At 41.0% G+C, this 18387-nt stretch carries 15 protein-coding genes and 1 tRNA gene; 5 read left to right on the top strand and 11 right to left on the bottom strand.

Annotated elements, in window-relative coordinates:
- Positions 1 to 48: 48 nt before the first annotated feature.
- Entirely contained in the window at positions 49 to 720 is a 672-nt protein-coding gene (locus NWP17_RS11830; RefSeq protein ID WP_280655105.1) for a hypothetical protein, read from the top strand.
- A 434-nt stretch (positions 721 to 1154) separates the two neighbouring features.
- On the opposite strand, the gene NWP17_RS11835 is transcribed toward NWP17_RS11830, so the two are convergent.
- The 4 genes from NWP17_RS11835 to NWP17_RS11850 form a co-directional block, all read right to left on the bottom strand.
- Positions 1155 to 3047 carry a hybrid sensor histidine kinase/response regulator gene (locus NWP17_RS11835; RefSeq protein ID WP_280655106.1) on the bottom strand — a complete coding sequence of 631 codons (1893 nt, stop codon included), beginning with the start codon at positions 3045 to 3047 and terminating at the stop codon, positions 1155 to 1157.
- 455 nt (positions 3048 to 3502) lie between these two features.
- Positions 3503 to 4048: a bifunctional pyr operon transcriptional regulator/uracil phosphoribosyltransferase PyrR gene (gene pyrR, locus NWP17_RS11840; protein ID WP_280655107.1), complete on the bottom strand. Its 546-nt coding sequence runs from the start codon at positions 4046 to 4048 to the stop codon at positions 3503 to 3505.
- A 16-nt stretch (positions 4049 to 4064) separates the two neighbouring features.
- On the bottom strand, positions 4065 to 5036 hold the full coding sequence (gene cbiB, locus NWP17_RS11845; protein ID WP_280655108.1) for an adenosylcobinamide-phosphate synthase CbiB: 972 nt from the start codon (positions 5034 to 5036) through the stop codon (positions 4065 to 4067).
- Between the two features lie 45 nt (positions 5037 to 5081).
- A complete protein-coding gene (locus NWP17_RS11850) occupies positions 5082 to 5525 on the bottom strand; it encodes an Rrf2 family transcriptional regulator (RefSeq protein ID WP_280655109.1) in 444 nt (147 codons plus the stop codon).
- Between the two features lie 473 nt (positions 5526 to 5998).
- On the opposite strand from NWP17_RS11850, the gene NWP17_RS11855 reads away from it, so the two are divergent.
- Complete coding sequence (locus NWP17_RS11855; protein ID WP_280655110.1) at positions 5999 to 6412, top strand: AbrB family transcriptional regulator; 414 nt, start codon at positions 5999 to 6001, stop codon at positions 6410 to 6412.
- Positions 6413 to 6606: 194 nt separating this feature from the next.
- Positions 6607 to 6978: a hypothetical protein gene (locus NWP17_RS11860; RefSeq protein WP_280655111.1), complete on the top strand. Its 372-nt coding sequence runs from the start codon at positions 6607 to 6609 to the stop codon at positions 6976 to 6978.
- Between the two features lie 300 nt (positions 6979 to 7278).
- Here NWP17_RS11860 and NWP17_RS11865 read toward each other — a convergent pair whose 3' ends face one another.
- The 3 genes from NWP17_RS11865 to NWP17_RS11875 form a co-directional block, all read right to left on the bottom strand.
- Positions 7279 to 7572, bottom strand: a complete 294-nt coding sequence (locus tag NWP17_RS11865; protein ID WP_280655112.1) for a HigA family addiction module antitoxin — start codon at positions 7570 to 7572, stop codon at positions 7279 to 7281.
- A complete protein-coding gene (locus NWP17_RS11870; protein WP_280655113.1) occupies positions 7565 to 7894 on the bottom strand; it encodes a type II toxin-antitoxin system RelE/ParE family toxin in 330 nt (109 codons plus the stop codon). Before NWP17_RS11870 ends, NWP17_RS11865 begins: the two co-directional genes overlap by 8 nt.
- Positions 7895 to 8297: 403 nt before the next feature.
- Positions 8298 to 8369: transfer RNA gene (locus NWP17_RS11875), tRNA-Cys, on the bottom strand.
- A gap of 511 nt (positions 8370 to 8880) precedes the next feature.
- Here NWP17_RS11875 and NWP17_RS11880 point away from each other — a divergent pair.
- Positions 8881 to 9678, top strand: a complete 798-nt coding sequence (locus NWP17_RS11880) for a phosphodiesterase (protein ID WP_280655114.1) — start codon at positions 8881 to 8883, stop codon at positions 9676 to 9678.
- A 4-nt stretch (positions 9679 to 9682) separates the two neighbouring features.
- Here the strand turns inward: NWP17_RS11880 and NWP17_RS11885 are convergent, their stop codons facing one another.
- A complete protein-coding gene (locus NWP17_RS11885) occupies positions 9683 to 10273 on the bottom strand; it encodes a chromophore lyase CpcT/CpeT (protein ID WP_280655115.1) in 591 nt (196 codons plus the stop codon).
- A 139-nt stretch (positions 10274 to 10412) separates the two neighbouring features.
- On the opposite strand from NWP17_RS11885, the gene NWP17_RS11890 reads away from it, so the two are divergent.
- Positions 10413 to 11618 (top strand): tetratricopeptide repeat protein, encoded by a 1206-nt coding sequence (locus tag NWP17_RS11890; protein WP_280655116.1) that lies wholly within the window; start codon positions 10413 to 10415, stop codon positions 11616 to 11618.
- Between the two features lie 7 nt (positions 11619 to 11625).
- Here the strand turns inward: NWP17_RS11890 and NWP17_RS11895 are convergent, their stop codons facing one another.
- The 3 genes from NWP17_RS11895 to ppc form a co-directional block, all read right to left on the bottom strand.
- Positions 11626 to 11997: a type I restriction endonuclease gene (locus tag NWP17_RS11895; RefSeq protein ID WP_280655117.1), complete on the bottom strand. Its 372-nt coding sequence runs from the start codon at positions 11995 to 11997 to the stop codon at positions 11626 to 11628.
- A gap of 250 nt (positions 11998 to 12247) precedes the next feature.
- Positions 12248 to 14890, bottom strand: coding sequence for an alanine--tRNA ligase (gene alaS / locus NWP17_RS11900; protein ID WP_280655118.1), 2643 nt, complete (start codon positions 14888 to 14890; stop codon positions 12248 to 12250).
- A gap of 415 nt (positions 14891 to 15305) precedes the next feature.
- Entirely contained in the window at positions 15306 to 18386 is a 3081-nt protein-coding gene (gene ppc, locus NWP17_RS11905) for a phosphoenolpyruvate carboxylase (RefSeq protein ID WP_280655119.1), read from the bottom strand.
- Position 18387: the final 1 nt, after the last annotated feature.

Consider the following 18387-nt stretch of genomic DNA (forward strand, 5'->3'; position numbering starts at 1 on the left):
AAGTTGCAGTGAACCGTCAAGAATCACCGATCTTCTAGGTCGGTGATTATGTCAATAGAGGGGAAAAGTCTGAAAGTCATGATAGAACACAATCAGAGCCTAGGAAATAAGCCGAACCAAGTCAAAGAGACAAATATTCAATCCCGACTTATTGGTAGTTCAAAGATTTTTATCTGTCTGCTGACTCGTCATCCAGGGTTATTGTTAACTGGGTTATTAACAATGACTATGGGAACTGCGGCTTTAGCTGTATATAGCTTGAGTTACGTTGGCGATGTTAGTAAACCAGAACCGGAAGAAGTCCCAGTTATAGTAGAAAAACCAATCATAACATCCTCTGAGAATAGCAATCCTACACCCTTATGGCTAGTAGTTGCCATTGCTCTCAGTTGTGCTAGTGGTTGCTTAATCATTTTTCGGTTAGTCAATTCACCTGATCAATATCAACCACCAGGGAAACCCATCAAAAGTAATAGCCCTTCAAGACGCTTAAGAGCAACTTATCAGCCGGAATTGAAACCGGAGAGTTTAAATAGTTCGCCGGTTTTTGTACCATTGCAACCGCTAAAGCCCGTAGTCAGCACAGCCAAGTTAGAGTCCCGGGTCAGGGTTACATCACCAGAACATAGACACAGAGTAGATAAAACTCAAGAAACCTTGGCAGATTTAATGGATATTCGTAAAAAAAGTTCTTTGTCTACAATTCTACAAAAACATTAATGTGTTCTGAAAAATGCAACAATGGTGCAAGTTTCAGTCACTAGCCATGAGAAAAATTGAAAAACCTGCCAAAATGGCAACCACATTGAAATTAAGTGAGTTAAATTGTAGAAGACAAAAAACAACCAGGTTTTTCTTCAAAGAAATAACCAATAACTGATTAATCTTGATTAATGATCAACAATCAGTGGTTAGATAATTAATTGGGCTTGGTATTTGTCGCACCAGGAGTATTAAATCCATACAAGTGTTGTCATTGACATACACATTAGCCCCCTAACTAAAGGACAACGCTTGTAGATATTCCTGATCACTACAGTGACAAATACCGGAGTGAGAGGTTAAAGGCGCTTGATATGCCTCCTCTCACTCTTTTTTTTTGATAAAAAATTGGTCTTTTGCAAAAATTCCACGACAAGGGATAATTACGAATACTAACCGCCATTGTTGACAGCGCTAATCGTTTGCAAGAGTTGATTAGCTGTGTAAGGTTTAGACAAAAAAGCTTTAATGCCAATATCTTGAGCATTTTTGATTATATCACTTGTGGGCAATCCACTTACAGCAACAATTTTTACATCTGGGTTAATTTTTTTCAATGTTCTAATAGTTGTCATCCCATCCATAACAGGCATCACCATATCAGTTAACACCAAAGATATTTGAGGTCGATTTTCCACATACAAAGCTATAGCTTCAATACCATCACTGGCTGTGATTGCTTGGTAATTATAATTTTCTAGGGACGTTTTGGTAATTTCACGAATAGCAGGCTCATCATCTACAACTAAAATCAGTTCTCCATGACCTTGGGGTAAACTTTGTTCTACTTCTGCTTTGGTTTCTGTAGTTTCTTGTGCGGGCAAGTATACCTGGAATTGGCTACCGTGTCCTGGCTTACTTTGTACATTTACAAAACCACCGTGGCTTTTAACAATCCCCATAACTGTAGACAGACCCAGCCCAGTACCTTGACCAGTTTGTTTAGTGCTGAAAAAAGGTTCAAATATACGATCTAACACCTCTGGGGGAATACCCGTTCCTGTATCAATCACAGTAACGACTACATAAGAGCCTATCTTAGCATCAATGTTCATTCTGGCGTAATTCTCATCCACTAAGAAATTTTCCGCCAGTATTGTTAAAGTACCCCCATCTGGCATGGCATCGCGAGCATTAACACACAAATTCATCAACACCTGGTGTAGTTGTGTAGCATCACCAGATACAGTCCACAGATTTGGGGGGATTCGGATCATAACTTCTATGGATCTGGGAAAGGTTTCTTTAATAATTTGCTGAATTTCTATAATTAAATGCTTTAATTGTAAGACAGTACGCTCTCCTTCCAGTCCACGAGTAAATGATAATACTTGGTTAACTAAGTTAGCCCCACGTTTGGCGTTGGAGATTAACATCGGTAACAACTTCCGCGATCGCTCATCTTGCATTTGCGATTCTAAAAGCTGTGCTGTCATCATAATTGGAGCTAGAACATTATTCAGATCATGAGCGATACCGCTGGCTAAAGTGCCAATACTTTCTAACCTTTGGGCGCGCAGAAATTGAGCTTCCAGTTGTTTTTTTTCGGTAATATCAGTATTAACAACTAAAATAGATTGGGGTGTATTACCAAAGTTTTTTACTAATGTCCAGCGGCTTTCCACAATAATTTCTCGCCCTGACTTGGTGGTTTGATGTAGTTCTCCCTCCCATGAGCCGTGTTCCATAAGATGGTTTAATGCTTCCTGTAATAGCGACTCGTTCTTCTCACACCACAACTCTTGAGTTTTCCTACCAATTGCTTCTGCTCGGCTCCAACCGTATAAACCCTCAGATGCTCTGTTCCAAAATAAAATAGGATCATCTAAATCATGTACAAAAATTGCATCTGTGGCCACATCTAGTAAAGCTGCTTGTTGGCGGATTTTCTGTGCTGTTTGTTTGCGTTCTAAAGCATAACAGATGGAACGCTCCAGTAAAGGTGCATTTAACTTGCTTTTTTCCAAATAATCTGCTGCGCCGGCTTTCATAGCCTCTAGGTCTATTTCCCTGGTTCCCTGACCCGTGAGTAAAATCATCGGGGATGAGCAACCTTTGGCCATTGCTTGACGCAATAGCTCTAACCCATTAAAACTTCCTAAGACATAATCTACCAGATAAATATCATAATTGTTATGGGCAATGGCATTTTCTGCTTGTTGATAATTATCTATCCATTCCAACTGACAGCCAACCATCTGAAACTCACTAAACCAATCACGAGTTAAAATATAATCATTTTCATCATCATCAACTAACAAAACTCTGATTGGGTTATCGTTCATTTCTTTCTCCCCAGACATTTAGTTGCAGTTGCAATATTTCAAACCATAATTTCACCTTAACTTTGTTAATTTAACCCAAGCAGGCAAATATCACTGGTTTAGTGATGAAGGAATTTACACCATTTCAGACAAATATGAGAAGTATAGTTATGTCAATTACCGTATCAATATATATCTGTTAAATTAGAGGATGACATTTTATAGCTTTTTAGTAATCTCTCTCCAGGAATAATCACTGTCCATTACCATTAATTAGCAATGTAATCTAAAACTGTGCGGGTTTTTCTATTGCTGCAATTACTCCTAGAGACAGGAAACAGGATAAAATAAATAAAGAGTGCGAATTTTTGGTTAAAAATTAAATAGGATTGCTATAGCAATCCTAAATGATAGATGATAGAGTGCAGAGTTTACTAAACACGTGAGATACATTAGTATAATCTATGAGATTTGGCTTAAACTGTGACAACCCCCATCAACTCAACTGCATCTTTGCCATCCCAATCTTGTAAGTAAACTTTAACTATCTCTTCCTTAGCCGTAGGTAGTTGCTTACCAATAAAATCTGGGTGAATAGGTACTTCTCGATGACCCCTATCCACTAAAACAGCTAAACGAATTACTTCAGGTCTACCATACTCCGTCACAGCATTTAAAGCAGCCCGAACCGTCCGACCTTTAAAAATCACATCATCTACTAATACAACTGTTTTACCTGTCAGATCCAAAGGAATATTAGTTTTTGCTGGTGTCCTTAACCCAATTTTGTCTAGATCATCTCGATAGAATGTAATGTCCAATGCTCCCACAGGGACTCTCACACCTTCGAGGGTTTCAATTTGACGTGCTAATAACTCCGCTAATGGCACTCCCCTAGTATAAATGCCTATGAGTACTAGTTGGGATAAATCACGAGATTTTTCCACGATCTGAGAACCTAAGCGAGTTACAGTACGACGCAGGTCTTCCGAAGAAAGAATTTCAACTACTTTGCTAGACATAGTTTTAGATGAGAACCTACCATACTCTATTTCCTATGAATAATAAAGCGATCGCCAAGCCTAACCACAATAAAAAAGAATATCGAGTTAGTAACAAAGCTGTTTGAATTGAACCGGGGGTAATAGGATAAATAGCATCTCCCAGCCGTGGTTTTTCTTTAGGGACTCCCCCGTACCAATTCGTTCCCCCCATTTGCACGCCCAAAATAGCCGCATAAGCACACTCACTCCAGCCTGAATTGGGACTTGGATCTTTAATAGCATCCCGGCAACAGATTCCCCAAACATATCGGGGTTTACCTGATATTAATGCCAAGGTAATCACTGTTAACCGACAAGGTAGCCAAGTTAAGTAATCTTCTAACCTAGCGCTAAACCACCCTAAATAAGTATAGGGGGCTTGCCGATAACCAACCATTGAATCCAGGGTACTACTAGCTTTGTATCCTAAAGCCAGAGGAATTGAACCCACACCCGGTACGCAAGCACCGACAATGGCATAAAACAATGGAGCCATAACCCCATCTGTAGCATTTTCTGTGACAGTTTCCAACACAGCACGGAAAATTTCTGCTTCTGAGAGATTTTGTGTATCTCTACCCACATAATTACTTAACATCTTCCGGGCTGAATCTAAATCCCCTGCTGCTAATAGTTTACATACACAATCTGCTGCCGTGCGTAGACTTTTTAAGGCAAAACAACTAGCTAAAACAATAGTTTCTAAGACAATTCTCCACAATGGATGCAGCCATTGGGCGGTTACCATTATTAACCAACCCACATAGCCACTACCAATGATTAAAATCAAGCCTAAAACAATTCCCCCTATGCGTTGTGTTATGGCATTTTGACATAGTGAGATCAAAAATTTAGTCAAGCGAGAAATTACCCAGCCCATGACTTGCACGGGATGAAGCCAACCCCAGGGATCACCAATGAAGTAATCTAATAGTGCGGCGCAGATCAAAACTACAGATGGCGTCATTTGTCTTGTGTCGGAAAAAGAATGACCATTCACTAATAACTAAAACTAAACAACAAAACTAGCTTCTTCACCGAGAGAAGCTTGCCAACTACGAGCATCATAATAGAGATCAGCGAGAGTAATAGTGTACAAAGCCTCTTTTAACTTTTGGTTGAGTCTTTGCCAAAGAGTGAATGTTACCCAATCTTCAGTTTGTGCCGGCGTTGGCGTATGATGTGGTAAACGAGTAATAGTCTCCCCCACAGCTTCCAAAATTTGACCTATAGAAATTTGTCCCGGCTTTAACGCTAGTTGATATCCGCCAATGCTACCTCGAATTGATTTGACTAATCCAGCCCGACGCATTGCTATTAGCAACTTTTCTAAATAAGGAGCTGGGATCTTTTGCCGCAGGGCGATCGCTTTCACTGATACCGGGCCATAATTTGGCTGTAGACTTAAATCTAGTAATGCTTTGACACTGTAATGTCCTTTGGTAGTTAGTTTCATCCTGGCAAGTTTTGTTTATTTATCAGTTCTCAGTTATTTTGTTGCCACTAGTGACCAGTGAATAATTACTCATTGTAATGAATAAAGCAGCAGTTTTAATGATCAAGCTGACCGAGTGTGCAACCGGTGGGAAGGGTTCAGGAGACTTATAACATTTCTTCAACACATTACATACAAATGTACATAATCGCCTGGTGGCGCGAGCATCTTGCTTGCTAAGGATGTACCTCAATTGGGCAACATTGGCTATAAACAAAATACTAGTAGTGATTCACCAAGTAAATATAGTTATGAGCATTCTCAACAATAGCTTATTTTGACAAGATTCGGAATTGTGCAACAATTTCACATGAAAGTGTAATATACTTAGCAAAGTTGACATCAAAACTAAAGGATTGTGTTCTTAATAGCTCAATCTCAGCTAGACTAAACTTGATTCAACGAGTTCAATCATTCATTTTTCACCTAAGTTGATGCCTAAACAAAAAAAGATAGAACCCCTAGAGGGTGAAGAACTTCTGACAAAGGTCAAAGAGCTAGACTGCTTGAGTAAAGAAAAAAAAGCCAGGTTGTGTGGGTATTACACCGTTAACAAAAATGGTGTAGAGCGTGTCAATATGATGAAATTTTTGAATGCCCTTATTGATGCTGAAGGCATTGATTTAGACGGTTCAACCGGCGGGAATGGACGTAGCGGACGCAATGCAGGCTATAAAGTTAGCGTACAATCAAACGGTAATTTACTCATCGGTTCAGCCTACACAAAACAGATGAATCTTAAACCAGGAGATGAATTTATCATCTCCCTAGGTAAAAAACATATTCATCTGAAACAAGTAGAAGAACATCAGCAAAAAGACATGGAAGCCATAGCAGCTACAGCTTAATAAATTTCACGTGTTAGGTGTCAGTAGTCAGGTGTTAATTTTTTTCACTGGACACTGACCATACCTTAACCATAGGCTATGGTTGGCAAAAAAATACAAAAGTGATTTTTACAGTGATTTCGACTCAATGTTTTGCCAAAATATAAGATAGCTATAGTTAGAGAGTGAGTCAATGGAATAAATGGACGACGTAGATGAATATACACACCTTTGATAATCATTTTGTTGCGTGCCCAATTTGTCAAAGAAACCTTAAGCAAAGATTAGCCGATTCACACATTGGCTTGTTTACCTGTCCCTATTGTCACCAAAGGCTAGTAGTTTCTCACAGTGGGCACTATGTGCGTGATCCGTTTATACTCAAACAAATCATGCTTTGTTCATCGCTGCGTCGTCAAAGCAGTCCTTTAGCTAGAATTATCCGAGATTTTATTTTAATCAGGCGTCCTATATTAAGTTTAGCCCTGGGTGTAGCTATTTTATTAAGTATAATCACTATTACTCAGCAAAATACTAATTATGATCCACAACTTCCCAATACGGAAAAAAATACAGGAGGAAAATAAAAATATACCTCACTTAAACAAAATTAAACAAAATTAAACAACATTTACTAAAGATTTTTGTTCAAGCTCGGGTCACCCAACACCAATATTCAACAAAGTTTATGAGCAAAACAATAGGAACGAATATCAAACCCGTTCCTATATAAATACTCGGTCTTGGGGTGCTTGTCCAAGGCGACACCCGGACTTGAACCGGGGGATAAAGGTTTTGCAGACCTTTACTAACCATTGCTTTACAAGCATTTCTGAATTTGTGGCTAAATTTTATCCCAATTTTACCCGAATTAATTACCATGGTGATCAATATATTTTACCACGCTCCTCCTCATCCTTTCTCGCCAAAGCAGCACGATATTGGGCTTCACGTCTGAGCCAAAATGCTGCGGTACTGCCTAAAACTCGTTCTAACTTCAATGCCGTTTCTTCATTAATAGGTGCTTTGCCATTAATGAGTAAACTTATATGTTGTGTGGTGTAGCCTAAACGCTCTGCTAATTCTGTTTGTGTCCAATCACGTTCTTCTAGTACATCAGCAATGGTATCACCGGGAGGAGATACCCAATCTGGAGTAAAGGGACGGGTTGTCTTAGTCATGGTAATCTCCAATGAAAACAATACAAACAGCAGTAACCTTCGACCAATCAATGCTTCCATCCTCATTTAAAGGAATGGGGTTGTTATCTGGTTTAAATACAAGTCGTTTACCTCCTTCTAGGTCTACTGCAAACTCACCAGCCCGATCTCCTTTTAAGGGATGGGGACGACCTGCAAATAATTCTGTGACACAATTAAGAGCATCAAGATCAGCCAATGGGGCTGCCAATTTCTTAGCACAGTTTGCACCTAATTTTCTTTGTGCTAGTTTTGGTTGCTCGCATAGGTTTTGCAGTTTGTCGTCAGCGAAGGAAATTTCCATGCGTTAGTAGACTAATACAAGTTTACCATTTTGGTAAAGAAATTTGTTATATTCCAGGACAGATATAGCAACCGCCAAGGTAATTTAAGCATAAACTACAAGTAATCCCTTTTCATGTGAAGCGATCGCTTGCTACAGGTATATGCCCAATTCGTACAGTTACGAGCTTCTTGATACTCCCCACGGCTAAAAGCCGGGGTATTCTTGAATAGTCCACAAACGAACCTTCAAAGGTGCTATCAAAGACACCCTACTGGTTCCACTTAGGTCTAGACCTAGCTTTATGGCTGCTTTAATAACTATGCCAAACTAGCCGAATTTACCCCAAACTTACCCCAAAAAAATAGGAACGAATATCAAACCCGTTCCTGTATAAATACTCGGTCTTGGGGGTGCTTGTCCAAGGCGACACCCGGATTTGAACCGGGGGATAAAGGTTTTGCAGACCTCTGCCTTACCGCTTGGCTATGTCGCCACTTTGTTATTTTGCCATAATAACATATGTCAGCTTAACTTGCATCCCCTGGGGAAAAAATTTATTGAATTGAGTGAGTTACTCCCACAGTAACACTCCACGACAAGGCCACATAAAGATTTGTGGGTATCGTGTGAGGAATTGATGAATTTTTAGTGAAGATGAGTGACGTAAAATACAAAAAAAAATACATTCTCACTCTTAAGATGGATGAAATTCACATTTCTAGGGCATTAAAGGTCTTGTAACACAAGCATCCTGCTTGTTAATGATTTACTTCGCTGAAGCGAAAACCGCCAAAAAAGCCTTGTAACACAAGCATCCTGCTTGTTAATGATTTACTTCGCTGAAGCGAAAACCGCCAAAAAAGCCTTGTAACACAAGCATCCTGCTTGTTAATGATTTACTTCGTAGACATCTTGTACTAGGAGCATCCCCCTCCCTGGTTAACACATCTAGTTTCCCTAGCCAGAATTTAGATATTAAATTGCACAAATGAGCATTAGTGAAAATGAAACAAGTCTCTCCTATATCAATTGCTCACATCACAGATATACATCTGTTCGCGTCAGAAGATGAAAAAATGCTGCTTATACCCACTAGAGAATCTTTTGAAGCAGTGGTAGAAAGATTAAAAGCCCTCAGCAGTGAAATAGATATACTACTGCTAACAGGAGATTTGTCTGGTGATGGTAAACCAGAATCTTATGATCATCTGCAAAGTATTCTCAATTCCCTAAAAATACCTGTTTACTGTCTACCCGGAAATCATGACCACACCGGGATTATGTCTGACATTTTCAATATGGGTATGGTTTCCCGACGTAAGTCTTTTCAACGCGGGGGCTGGAATTTTATTTTACTGGACTCTTCCCAGCCTGGTTGTGTACATGGTTATCTCAACGGGAAAACTCTCGATTGGCTCAACTATGAATTAAAAATGCTGGGGGAGTCTCCTACTTTAATAGCTCTACATCACCCGCCCTGTGCAGTTAACTCTCTCTGGTTAGATAGTATCAGTTTAAAAAATCCCCAGGAATTTTTGACCATTATTGACCGCCATCCCCAGGTGAAATTGGTTTTGTTTGGTCACATCCATCAAGAATTTCAACATCAGCGCCACCAAGTCCATTATCTCAGCAGTCCCTCAACTGGAGTACAGTTTCGCTCCTCAACTGCAACTCTGACCATTGACAAACAATATCCCGGTTTTCGGTTGTTAAAACTATATCCCAATGGTATGTGGGAAACTGCTGTTGAACGAGTTCCTTATTTTCATCCTTTGCAGTTAACCGCTCAAGCTGGTTAACTAACTATACCGTCTCCGATGGTATAACTTCATCTGCAAAACTACTGCGTCGCACAAAGTGAAAAGGTCCAGCCACAGACCCCCAAATATGCTGATCAGTTTCCAAATCACGCCCCCGGTCAAGACTGATAAAGTTTTCGGCGCTGATTTCAAATTCACTATCTAAATAGGTTTTTTGTCCCTTACGAACCACAATACAACCTTTACCGGGTTCTACCTGACCTTTAAACCTATCACCACACCATATTACATTCATGTTACATCCTGGTAGCTGCTCCAAATCACCGGCGGTTAAACCACTCAACCGGTGGGGGTCACGGGATGCGCCATAATAATTTTGCTCTTGTTTAACAGTGTAGTTGATAATTTGGATTTTGTCGCCTGCATTTACCAATTTTAACACCCGCACCCGATAAGGGTCATTGAGCATATAATCATAAGCCTGTTCTACAAACAAACTAATTCCTGATAATAGCTCTATGGCTAGAGGACGCATACACACGCGAATATGAGCAAAAAAAGGCGGATTTTCAAATGCTTGAGCTTGATTACTAAAGTCAGCTGCCATCCAGCGAGCTAAAGTGGTAATATCCATATTAGTTTGTAGGTTTGGGAATCAAAAGTAATGGGGTTGTCACTCCCCGGCGCAAACGCATAAAGTAATGGCAGTTAAAATCTGTGAGTATGATGATTATACTACTATACTCTAAGCTCGTTTCTCAGGACAGCTAATTATGATCAGACGCTTATGTGTTATTGTGGCTATTTTGTTTCAGGTTAACGGTTCTTTAACTTTGGCAGAAACCAAACAGATAAAACTAAAAGACAAGTTTCCATCTAACCCCCTGGAAATTACCACACCAGACCCACTGTTACCACCCTCAGCTGAACAGCGCCAGTTAAGTTGGTCAGAATTGCAAAGCCTGGAACAAGCCTTAGAGCAGTTAAACCAAGAAGCCACAGCCAAACTGCAAAGCGGAGACCAAAAAGCTGCATTTGCCATTTGGAACCGGGAAGCACGGCTGCGGCGCTATTTGGGGTACTTGGCAGAATTACAAGCATTATCCCGCTTTGCTGCCATTGCTTTTAGTCAAAATGCCACAGAACAAGTTAAATATATTACAGAAAGACTGCAAACTATTCAAAAGCAACAAAACTTTAATCTTAATGATGTAGAATTGATGCGATCGCTCGGTGAAGCTTACCAACAAGTGCGATCGCCCCAACTTGCCTTACCAGTGTATAATCAGTTGTTAACACTAGTGCAACAGCGACAAGATCCACAAGCCATATTAGCAACCCTGAGTACCATTGCCCAAGTACATTTAAATTGGTTTGACTATCCCCAAGCTGCTGTAACTTATGAAAAATTATTAAACTTAACTGCTAATCAAGGTGATGAAAATCAGGAGTTAGCATATTTAGAACAACTCAGTTATATATACCAGCAGACCAAACAAGCCCAACCAGCTATAGATGTTTTGAATAGAATGGCAGAAATTCACCAACAAAAAAATAACTTGCTGAAAATACCAGGATTAAAATTAGCCATTGGCTCCAACTATCAATCCCTAGCCCAGGAAAATCCTAGCCTACTGTCACAAGCATTTAATAACTATGAACAAGCTTATATTATGGCCACGCGATCGCGCCGATATGTTATTGCTGGGGAAGCCTTACAAAAGTTAATTAATTTATATCGTAGCCAAGAACAGATAGATGAAGCTTTACAAACTAGCCAAATTCTCATAGACACACAACAGCAAGCCGTCAATTATTATGGTATGATGGAAGCATATGACCAAATGGGGCAATTATACTTACAGCGTCAACAATACCCCCAAGCCCTCGCAGCCTTTGAAAAAGGATTAGAAATAGCCCAACAACTCAAACATGAAGAAACATACTTTTCTGAGCAGATCAAAAAAACTTCACCATAATTATTATTTAAGTAAATACTTCGGCTTGTTCTAATACTAGTTCTGTGGCTAGGGCTTGCATATCAGGGGGATAGTCATATTCCCGTAGTAAACGTTTGACGAGGTAGGTATGGAAAATTGCGTTATGATTAATTAAGTCAGAAGCGGTTATGTTGGTGATGGTGCGTTGTGCTTGTTTTCTAGCTTCTGGGGGGATGTGGGGATTAATGGTATTGATGGCCTGTGTGAGGCGGTTTTTGAGGATGACATCACTATAGTTTTGTCTTTCTGCTTGGGGACTGTCGGGGGCGATGTCGCGGGCGTATTGGTATTTATAGCCAATATTTTGTAGTAGTTTTAGGGTGAATTGTTCTATAGAGTCTTCGTTTAGTTTATTCATGGTTGGAATTGAGTAAGTATTTAGAAAGTGGTAAGTTTTGACTGTGGTTGAGGGTTCTTGAGGTATTTATTTTTATCTGCGCCTAAAGAATAAAGTATAAAGATAATGCTACCAAATCAATCATAAAATCAAAACTGTTGTATCCTCAAAAATTGTAGCTCCTAGGGTTTAATTCTTCCTTGGAGTTGATATATTTGAACAGAATTTATTGTCCAGGCAGGCATCTTGCCTGCCCTACAAAAGAATACAATTATGCCAGTGCTGATTTTAAATCACTCTTAGCCTTGGCTAACGCCTCTGGTAACTTACTGGCCTCCCGTCCCCCCGCTTGGGCTAAATTCGGTCTACCACCACCACCACCACCGCAAATTTTAGCGATCGCACCCACAAATTTACCAGCTTGCAGTCCTTTTTTATTCACCTCTGGGCTAAAGGCTGCAACTATACTTACTTTTCCGACTTCAGGAACAGAACCCAGCACCACCGCACCGTTACTAATTTTTTGTAGTAATCTTTCAGCCGCAGTTTTCAATGATTCCGGGTCAACCTCTTCCATTTGCGCCACCAGAACTTGATAGTCCCCCACAGATACCACTGTTGGTAATAAACTATCAGACTTAGCCATGGCTAACTGTGATTTCAGACTTGCCAATTGTTTTTCACTGTTTCTCAGTTCAGTTTGCAGACTGGTAATTCTCTCTGGTAATTCTTCCGGTTTTACCTTAAAGCGATCGCTCAAATCTTTAACTACTTTATCCCGCACATTGAGATAATCCAATATTGCCGGGCCTGACACAGCCTCAATGCGTCGCACACCAGAAGCCACACCAGCCTCAGAAATAATCTTAAATATGCCAATTTCAGCAGTATTATTTACGTGCGTACCGCCACAAAGTTCCATTGACACCCCAGGAAAATCAATCACCCGCACTTCTTCGCCGTATTTTTCCCCAAACATAGCCACAGCACCCCTAGCTTTTGCTTCTGCTAAAGGTAATATTTGCACATGGGCGGTGTGTGCTTCAGCAACCCATGTATTAACTTGTTCCTCAACCTGCTGCACCTCTGCTGCTGTCAATGCACGGGGACAGTTAAAATCAAAGCGTAATCTATCAAAAGAAACCAAAGAACCGGCTTGAGATATGCCGTCATCAACTATTTTTTTTAATGCTGCTTGTAATAAATGGGTAGCTGTATGATTAGCTTGGGCGCGACGGCGACAAGCGCGATCAATTTGAGCAGAGACAGTATCTCCTACTCGGATTGTACCCCGTTCCATGCGTCCAAAGTGAACAAAGAAATCTGATTCTTTTTTCACATCTTCCACCCTTACCAGCACCCCATCACCAGTGATGTAACCGCGATCGCCTATTTGTCCCCCAGATTCCGCATAAAATGGAGTTTGATTGAGAACAATTTGCACTTCTGTTCCCGCTTCTGCCTCTTCTTGGTAAATTCCATCTACTAATATAGCTTCCACTTTAGCATTAGTCGCAGGTTGGGTATAACCTAAAAACTCCGTAGCCTGGATACGTTCAGCTAATTTATCTAGAGAACCTTGCACAGTTAAATCAATGGTTTCATGGGCTGCTTTGGCCCGTTCCACCTGCTTTTGCATTTGGGCATTAAATCCCGCTTCATCAACTGTGAGGTGATTTTCTGCGGCAATTTCTTGGGTTAGTTCCAACGGGAAACCGAAGGTATCATATAAATTAAAAGCACTTTCACCGCTAATTTGGGTTTGATTTTCTCCTTTGACTACTTGGATGATTTCCGCCAGTAGTTTTTCCCCTCTATCCAAAGTTCTCAAGAAATTAGCTTCTTCTCGTTGTAACTCTGCTTTAATAGCCGTTTCCCGCCGGCGCACATTGGGGTAAGCTGATTCAGAAAGAGCCATAGCCGTTTCCGCCACCTGGGTGATAAACTCCCCAGTAATACCAATTAACCGCCCATGACGCACCGCCCGGCGAATTAATCGCCGCAGTACATAACCCCTTCCCACATTAGAAGCCCGAATTTCATCAGCAATCATGTGGACTACGGAACGCACATGATCACCAATAACTTTCAGGGAAACTTTGGTGTTTTCCTCGCTACTGTGGTAGTTAATGCCGGCCATTTGGGCTGCTGTCTCGATAATGGGGAAAATTAAATCAGTTTCGTAGTTATTCGGTACTTGTTGCAGGATTTGCGCCATCCTTTCCAAACCCATACCAGTGTCAATATTTTTACTTTGCAATGGCGTTAAATTGCCCGACACATCCCGGTTATATTGCATGAAAACCAGATTATAAAACTCAATAAACCGGCTATCATCTTCTAAATCAATATTTTCATCCCCTAATTCCGGGTGAAAATCATAATAAATTTCTGAACAGGGACCACAAGGCCCAGTGGGCCCAGACACCCAGAAATTATCTTCTTCCCCCATGCGCTTAATTCTGGCTGCTGGTACACCGATATCATTGCGCCATATGTCATAAGCTTCATCATCTTCTTTAAACACACTCACCACCAAACGTTCTGGAGGTAAGCCAAAAATTTGGGTGGATAACTCCCACCCCCAGGCAATAGCCTGTGATTTAAAATAATCCCCAAAGCTGAAGTTACCCAGCATCTCAAAGAAGGTATGATGGCGTTTGGTGCGGCCGACATTTTCAATGTCGTTGGTGCGGATGCACTTCTGGGAAGTAGTAGCCCGATGAAATTCTGGCGATCGCTGCCCCAGGAATATAGGTTTAAATGGTAGCATCCCGGCGATGGTCAGCAGTACTGTGGGGTCTTCTGGAACGAGAGAAGCGCTAGGCAGAATTTGGTGTCCTCGTTCAGCAAAGAAGTTAAGGAACAGGTTGCGAATTTGGTTACCACTGAGTTTCTGGGGATGAGAAGGCATGAGTTGAAAAAAATAATTTTAATAATCGCTTTTACAGAAAAAGTATGCAACAGAGCAGGGTATCTGTGCCATAAGTAGTTTGTTATATGTATTTTGGCATCTTATTTTAGCTTACTGCCAGTTATGTGCTGCTAAATTCAATCATCTGTATTTCATCAACATTTCATCAACATTTTATCAACATATGGTGCGACTCCTTCTCTCTAAATGAGTATAAATACTCAAGGATGGGAGATAAGGCTGGGTAAAACCAGATTCTTACCACAAAGAAAGCCAATGATGGAAGTCTTACAGGTATTCATGATAAGAAACATACCACTGAGGAGCCGTGTTATGTGAAAGCCTCACGTACGGTTTTGGAAACGAGTCGGTCAGTCACGTGACTGACCGACTCAGTTTAATACAGCTTACCTAATCAACCTGTATTTCTCATTCCTGCGGCAATACCGTTAATGGTTAACAGTGCGCCTCGCAGCAGTTCACCTTTGCTGTAACGAGAGTGAATTACTCCCGATGTAGCTGTAGTGTTGCGGGATTCTCGCAAGCGTTTGAGTAGGGAAACTTGGATAAATCCTAATGGTACAATTGTTCTATTACGTAGTTGTACTGAACGTTGTAAAACAGGATCACCGTCTAAAAGCCTGGTGTGACCAGTGATTTTTAAAACTAAATCTCTGCTGAGATAAAACTCACGGGCAATTTGCTCAAATACTTTTTCTAAGCGGGGTTTGTCTTCAGGATTAGCCAACTCTTGGACATAATGATGTGCCATTTGCATATCTACTTTGGCTAGGGTCATTTCCGCCTTAGAAATCACCATTTTGAAGAAAGGCCACTTGAGATAAAAGTAACGTAGTAACTTGAGGTGTTCTTCTGTTTCTTCCTTTAAGAATCCTTGTAAAGCTGTGCCGATACCATACCAAGAAGGCAGCAAAAATCTGGTTTGTGTCCAGCTAAATACCCAAGGTATGGCTCGTAAGCTGCTTAAATCTTTTTTCCCTGATGGTCGCCGGGCTGGACGAGAACTAATTTGCAGTTGGCTAATTTCTTCAATGGGGGTGACTTGGTGGAAAAAGTCGATAAAGTCTGGCTGCTCGTAAATTAACTGGCGGTAGTGTTGACGCGATCGCGCTGCTAGTTCTTCCATAATCTCATTCCAAGGCTCGATATCATCAAACCCTGTCCGCAGCAAACTAGCTTGAATCACCGCAGTGGTGATAGTTTCAAGGTTATACAGTGCTAAATCTAGCAAAGAGTATTTAGAAGCTAGAACTTCCCCTTGTTCAGTAATTTTGATGCGTCCATTAATACTATGTCCCGGTTGAGCCAAAATCGCCTCATAAGCCGGACCACCACCTCTTCCCACCGAACCCCCGCGCCCGTGGAATATACGTAAACTCAGACCATATTCCTCAGCAATTCTCTGGAGAGATTTTTGGGCTTTATGAATTTCCCAGTTGCTGCTTAAAAAACCAGAGTCTTTATTACTATCAGAATACCCCAGCATCACTTCTTGGAGATTGAGAGTGAGGCCAGAAGCAGTAGAGGTAATGGTGGAAGATATATTTTCTGGAGTGTAGCCACCCGCTAACAAAGCGCGATATAAAGGTAACTCAAACAATTCCCGCATGACACTTTGGGATCTTTGTAAGTCCTCCACAGTCTCAAATAAAGGAACAACTTGAACAGTTCCCACAGCTGTTACTGGGTCAAACAGTCCCGATTCCTTAGCTAGTAGCAAAACTTCCAGCACATCGCTCACTTGGCGGCACATACTGATAATGTAAGTCTGACAGATGTTAACGCCAAATTCTTGCTGTAGCGATCGAAGCACACGGAAAGTTTGAATAACGTCATTAGTTTTGGGAGAAAATGGCAATTCTGCGGGAATTAGTGGACGACGGGTTTGTAGTTCCACTGTCAGCCAAGCTACTCGCTGTTCTTCCGACAGTTCATTATAAGACTGGGGTAGTATTTGCAGATATTCCAGAATCTCGTTTACAGCATCTGAGTGTCTGGTTGACTCCTGGCGGATATCCAACTTAGTTAAATTAAAGTCAAAAATTTCCACTTGACTAATCAGAGTTTCTAGTTCCTGACAAGTTAAACCTGTTTCCGTTAAATTACGTTGAATCAACCGCAATTCTGCCAAAAATTCCGTCCCAGAACGATACATGGGTTTATCCTGTTCTATAGTTGGACTGGGTAAAGTATGGCTGAGGTTAGGGCGAATATTAATTGATTGTTCCAGATTATACAAAGATAAGTTACGCTGGCGGGTATTTTCTAACCTTCTGAGTATGTAAGCCAGTTTCAGTCTGTAAGGTTCTTGGCGATAACGCAGCGCCAGCGCATCATAGACATCACTTAACTGGGACTGGTCCATCTCTAAAGACTCCAGCAAATCTGGTAACACATCGCTCCAGTGCATTGACACACTCAATAATTCAATCAAATGTTTAACCGATTTAATATATCTATCCAGTACCAAATTACGCTGATAGCAGGCTGTTTGCCAGGTAATTTCCGGTGTCACTGATGGGTTACCGTCCCTGTCTGACCCTACCCAAGAGCCAAAGGAGCAAAAGTTTTTCTGAGGCGGTTCTAACCAACTAAAAGTTTGACCCAGGGCATATTTTAGCCGCTTGTATAATTGAGGTACACCATCAAATAATACTTCTTGGAAGTAATGTAAAGCATAATCTACCTCATCTAAAACCGTGGGTTTAAATTGGTGCAGTTCATCTGTACGCCACCATAGGCGTATTTCTTCCAGCAACTTTCCTCTCAATTCCGTTGCTTCCCAAGGATATCCTGTTAGCGTCCCGTGGCTGGCGTTTTCTACTAAGTCTAATTTTTGCAGCAGATCGACTATTTTTCTCTGTTTGTGGCGGATGGTGTGACGAACTATTTCTGTGGGGTGGGCTGTAAATACCAAGCGCACATCTAGTTGGGAAATCAGGCGTTGAATTTGTTGGGGAGGGACATTGAGGTTGAATAGGTGGGGAAATAAGGCCGTAAAAGTACCTTTTTGTTTTTCCGTTGATTTGGTAATCCAACTTTGTGCTAGGTCTATTTTCATTTCTTTTTCCGGAGAAATAGAACCATCTTCCCCTTGGTTGCAGGATTGGGAGGAGACTGTTTCTGCTTCCCCTTCAGAATAGCGGGTCAATTGCTGACGCTGTTCATGTTCCTGCTCTATGATGTTGATCAACTGAAAATATAAAGCAAAAGCACGAGCAGCCCGGATTGCCTCATTAATATTTAATTCTTCAATCAAATTAACAGCCTCAGCGGCTTGATGGTTGGTTGTTTGTCCTTCAGGGGAACACAAATCACGCAGTTGGCGCAATAGATCCACCATTGCTTGGCCACATTCCTGTCGCAAGACCAATTCCCACAATTCCTCTACTACTTGAAGACGATGACGCAAAAATAATTCTGATGCAGGATAGAAATTCGTCCCATGAGAGACAGTGTATAAAAAAGAATCCATA

The organism is Chrysosporum bergii ANA360D, from assembly GCF_029891735.1.
In the GTDB taxonomy this organism is placed as follows: domain Bacteria; phylum Cyanobacteriota; class Cyanobacteriia; order Cyanobacteriales; family Nostocaceae; genus Umezakia; species Umezakia bergii.

What these genes read in the sequence shown, in the direction of transcription:
- NWP17_RS11830 (WP_280655105.1), top strand. Translation starts at nt 49, where the DNA reads ATGTCAATAGAGGGGAAAAGTCTGAAAGTCATGATAGAACACAATCAG.
- NWP17_RS11835 (WP_280655106.1), bottom strand. Translation starts at nt 3,047, where the DNA reads ATGAACGATAACCCAATCAGAGTTTTGTTAGTTGATGATGATGAAAAT.
- pyrR (WP_280655107.1), bottom strand. Translation starts at nt 4,048, where the DNA reads ATGTCTAGCAAAGTAGTTGAAATTCTTTCTTCGGAAGACCTGCGTCGT.
- cbiB (WP_280655108.1), bottom strand. Translation starts at nt 5,036, where the DNA reads ATGACGCCATCTGTAGTTTTGATCTGCGCCGCACTATTAGATTACTTC.
- NWP17_RS11850 (WP_280655109.1), bottom strand. Translation starts at nt 5,525, where the DNA reads ATGAAACTAACTACCAAAGGACATTACAGTGTCAAAGCATTACTAGAT.
- NWP17_RS11855 (WP_280655110.1), top strand. Translation starts at nt 5,999, where the DNA reads ATGCCTAAACAAAAAAAGATAGAACCCCTAGAGGGTGAAGAACTTCTG.
- NWP17_RS11860 (WP_280655111.1), top strand. Translation starts at nt 6,607, where the DNA reads ATGAATATACACACCTTTGATAATCATTTTGTTGCGTGCCCAATTTGT.
- NWP17_RS11865 (WP_280655112.1), bottom strand. Translation starts at nt 7,572, where the DNA reads ATGACTAAGACAACCCGTCCCTTTACTCCAGATTGGGTATCTCCTCCC.
- NWP17_RS11870 (WP_280655113.1), bottom strand. Translation starts at nt 7,894, where the DNA reads ATGGAAATTTCCTTCGCTGACGACAAACTGCAAAACCTATGCGAGCAA.
- NWP17_RS11880 (WP_280655114.1), top strand. Translation starts at nt 8,881, where the DNA reads ATGAAACAAGTCTCTCCTATATCAATTGCTCACATCACAGATATACAT.
- NWP17_RS11885 (WP_280655115.1), bottom strand. Translation starts at nt 10,273, where the DNA reads ATGGATATTACCACTTTAGCTCGCTGGATGGCAGCTGACTTTAGTAAT.
- NWP17_RS11890 (WP_280655116.1), top strand. Translation starts at nt 10,413, where the DNA reads ATGATCAGACGCTTATGTGTTATTGTGGCTATTTTGTTTCAGGTTAAC.
- NWP17_RS11895 (WP_280655117.1), bottom strand. Translation starts at nt 11,997, where the DNA reads ATGAATAAACTAAACGAAGACTCTATAGAACAATTCACCCTAAAACTA.
- alaS (WP_280655118.1), bottom strand. Translation starts at nt 14,890, where the DNA reads ATGCCTTCTCATCCCCAGAAACTCAGTGGTAACCAAATTCGCAACCTG.
- ppc (WP_280655119.1), bottom strand. Translation starts at nt 18,386, where the DNA reads ATGGATTCTTTTTTATACACTGTCTCTCATGGGACGAATTTCTATCCT.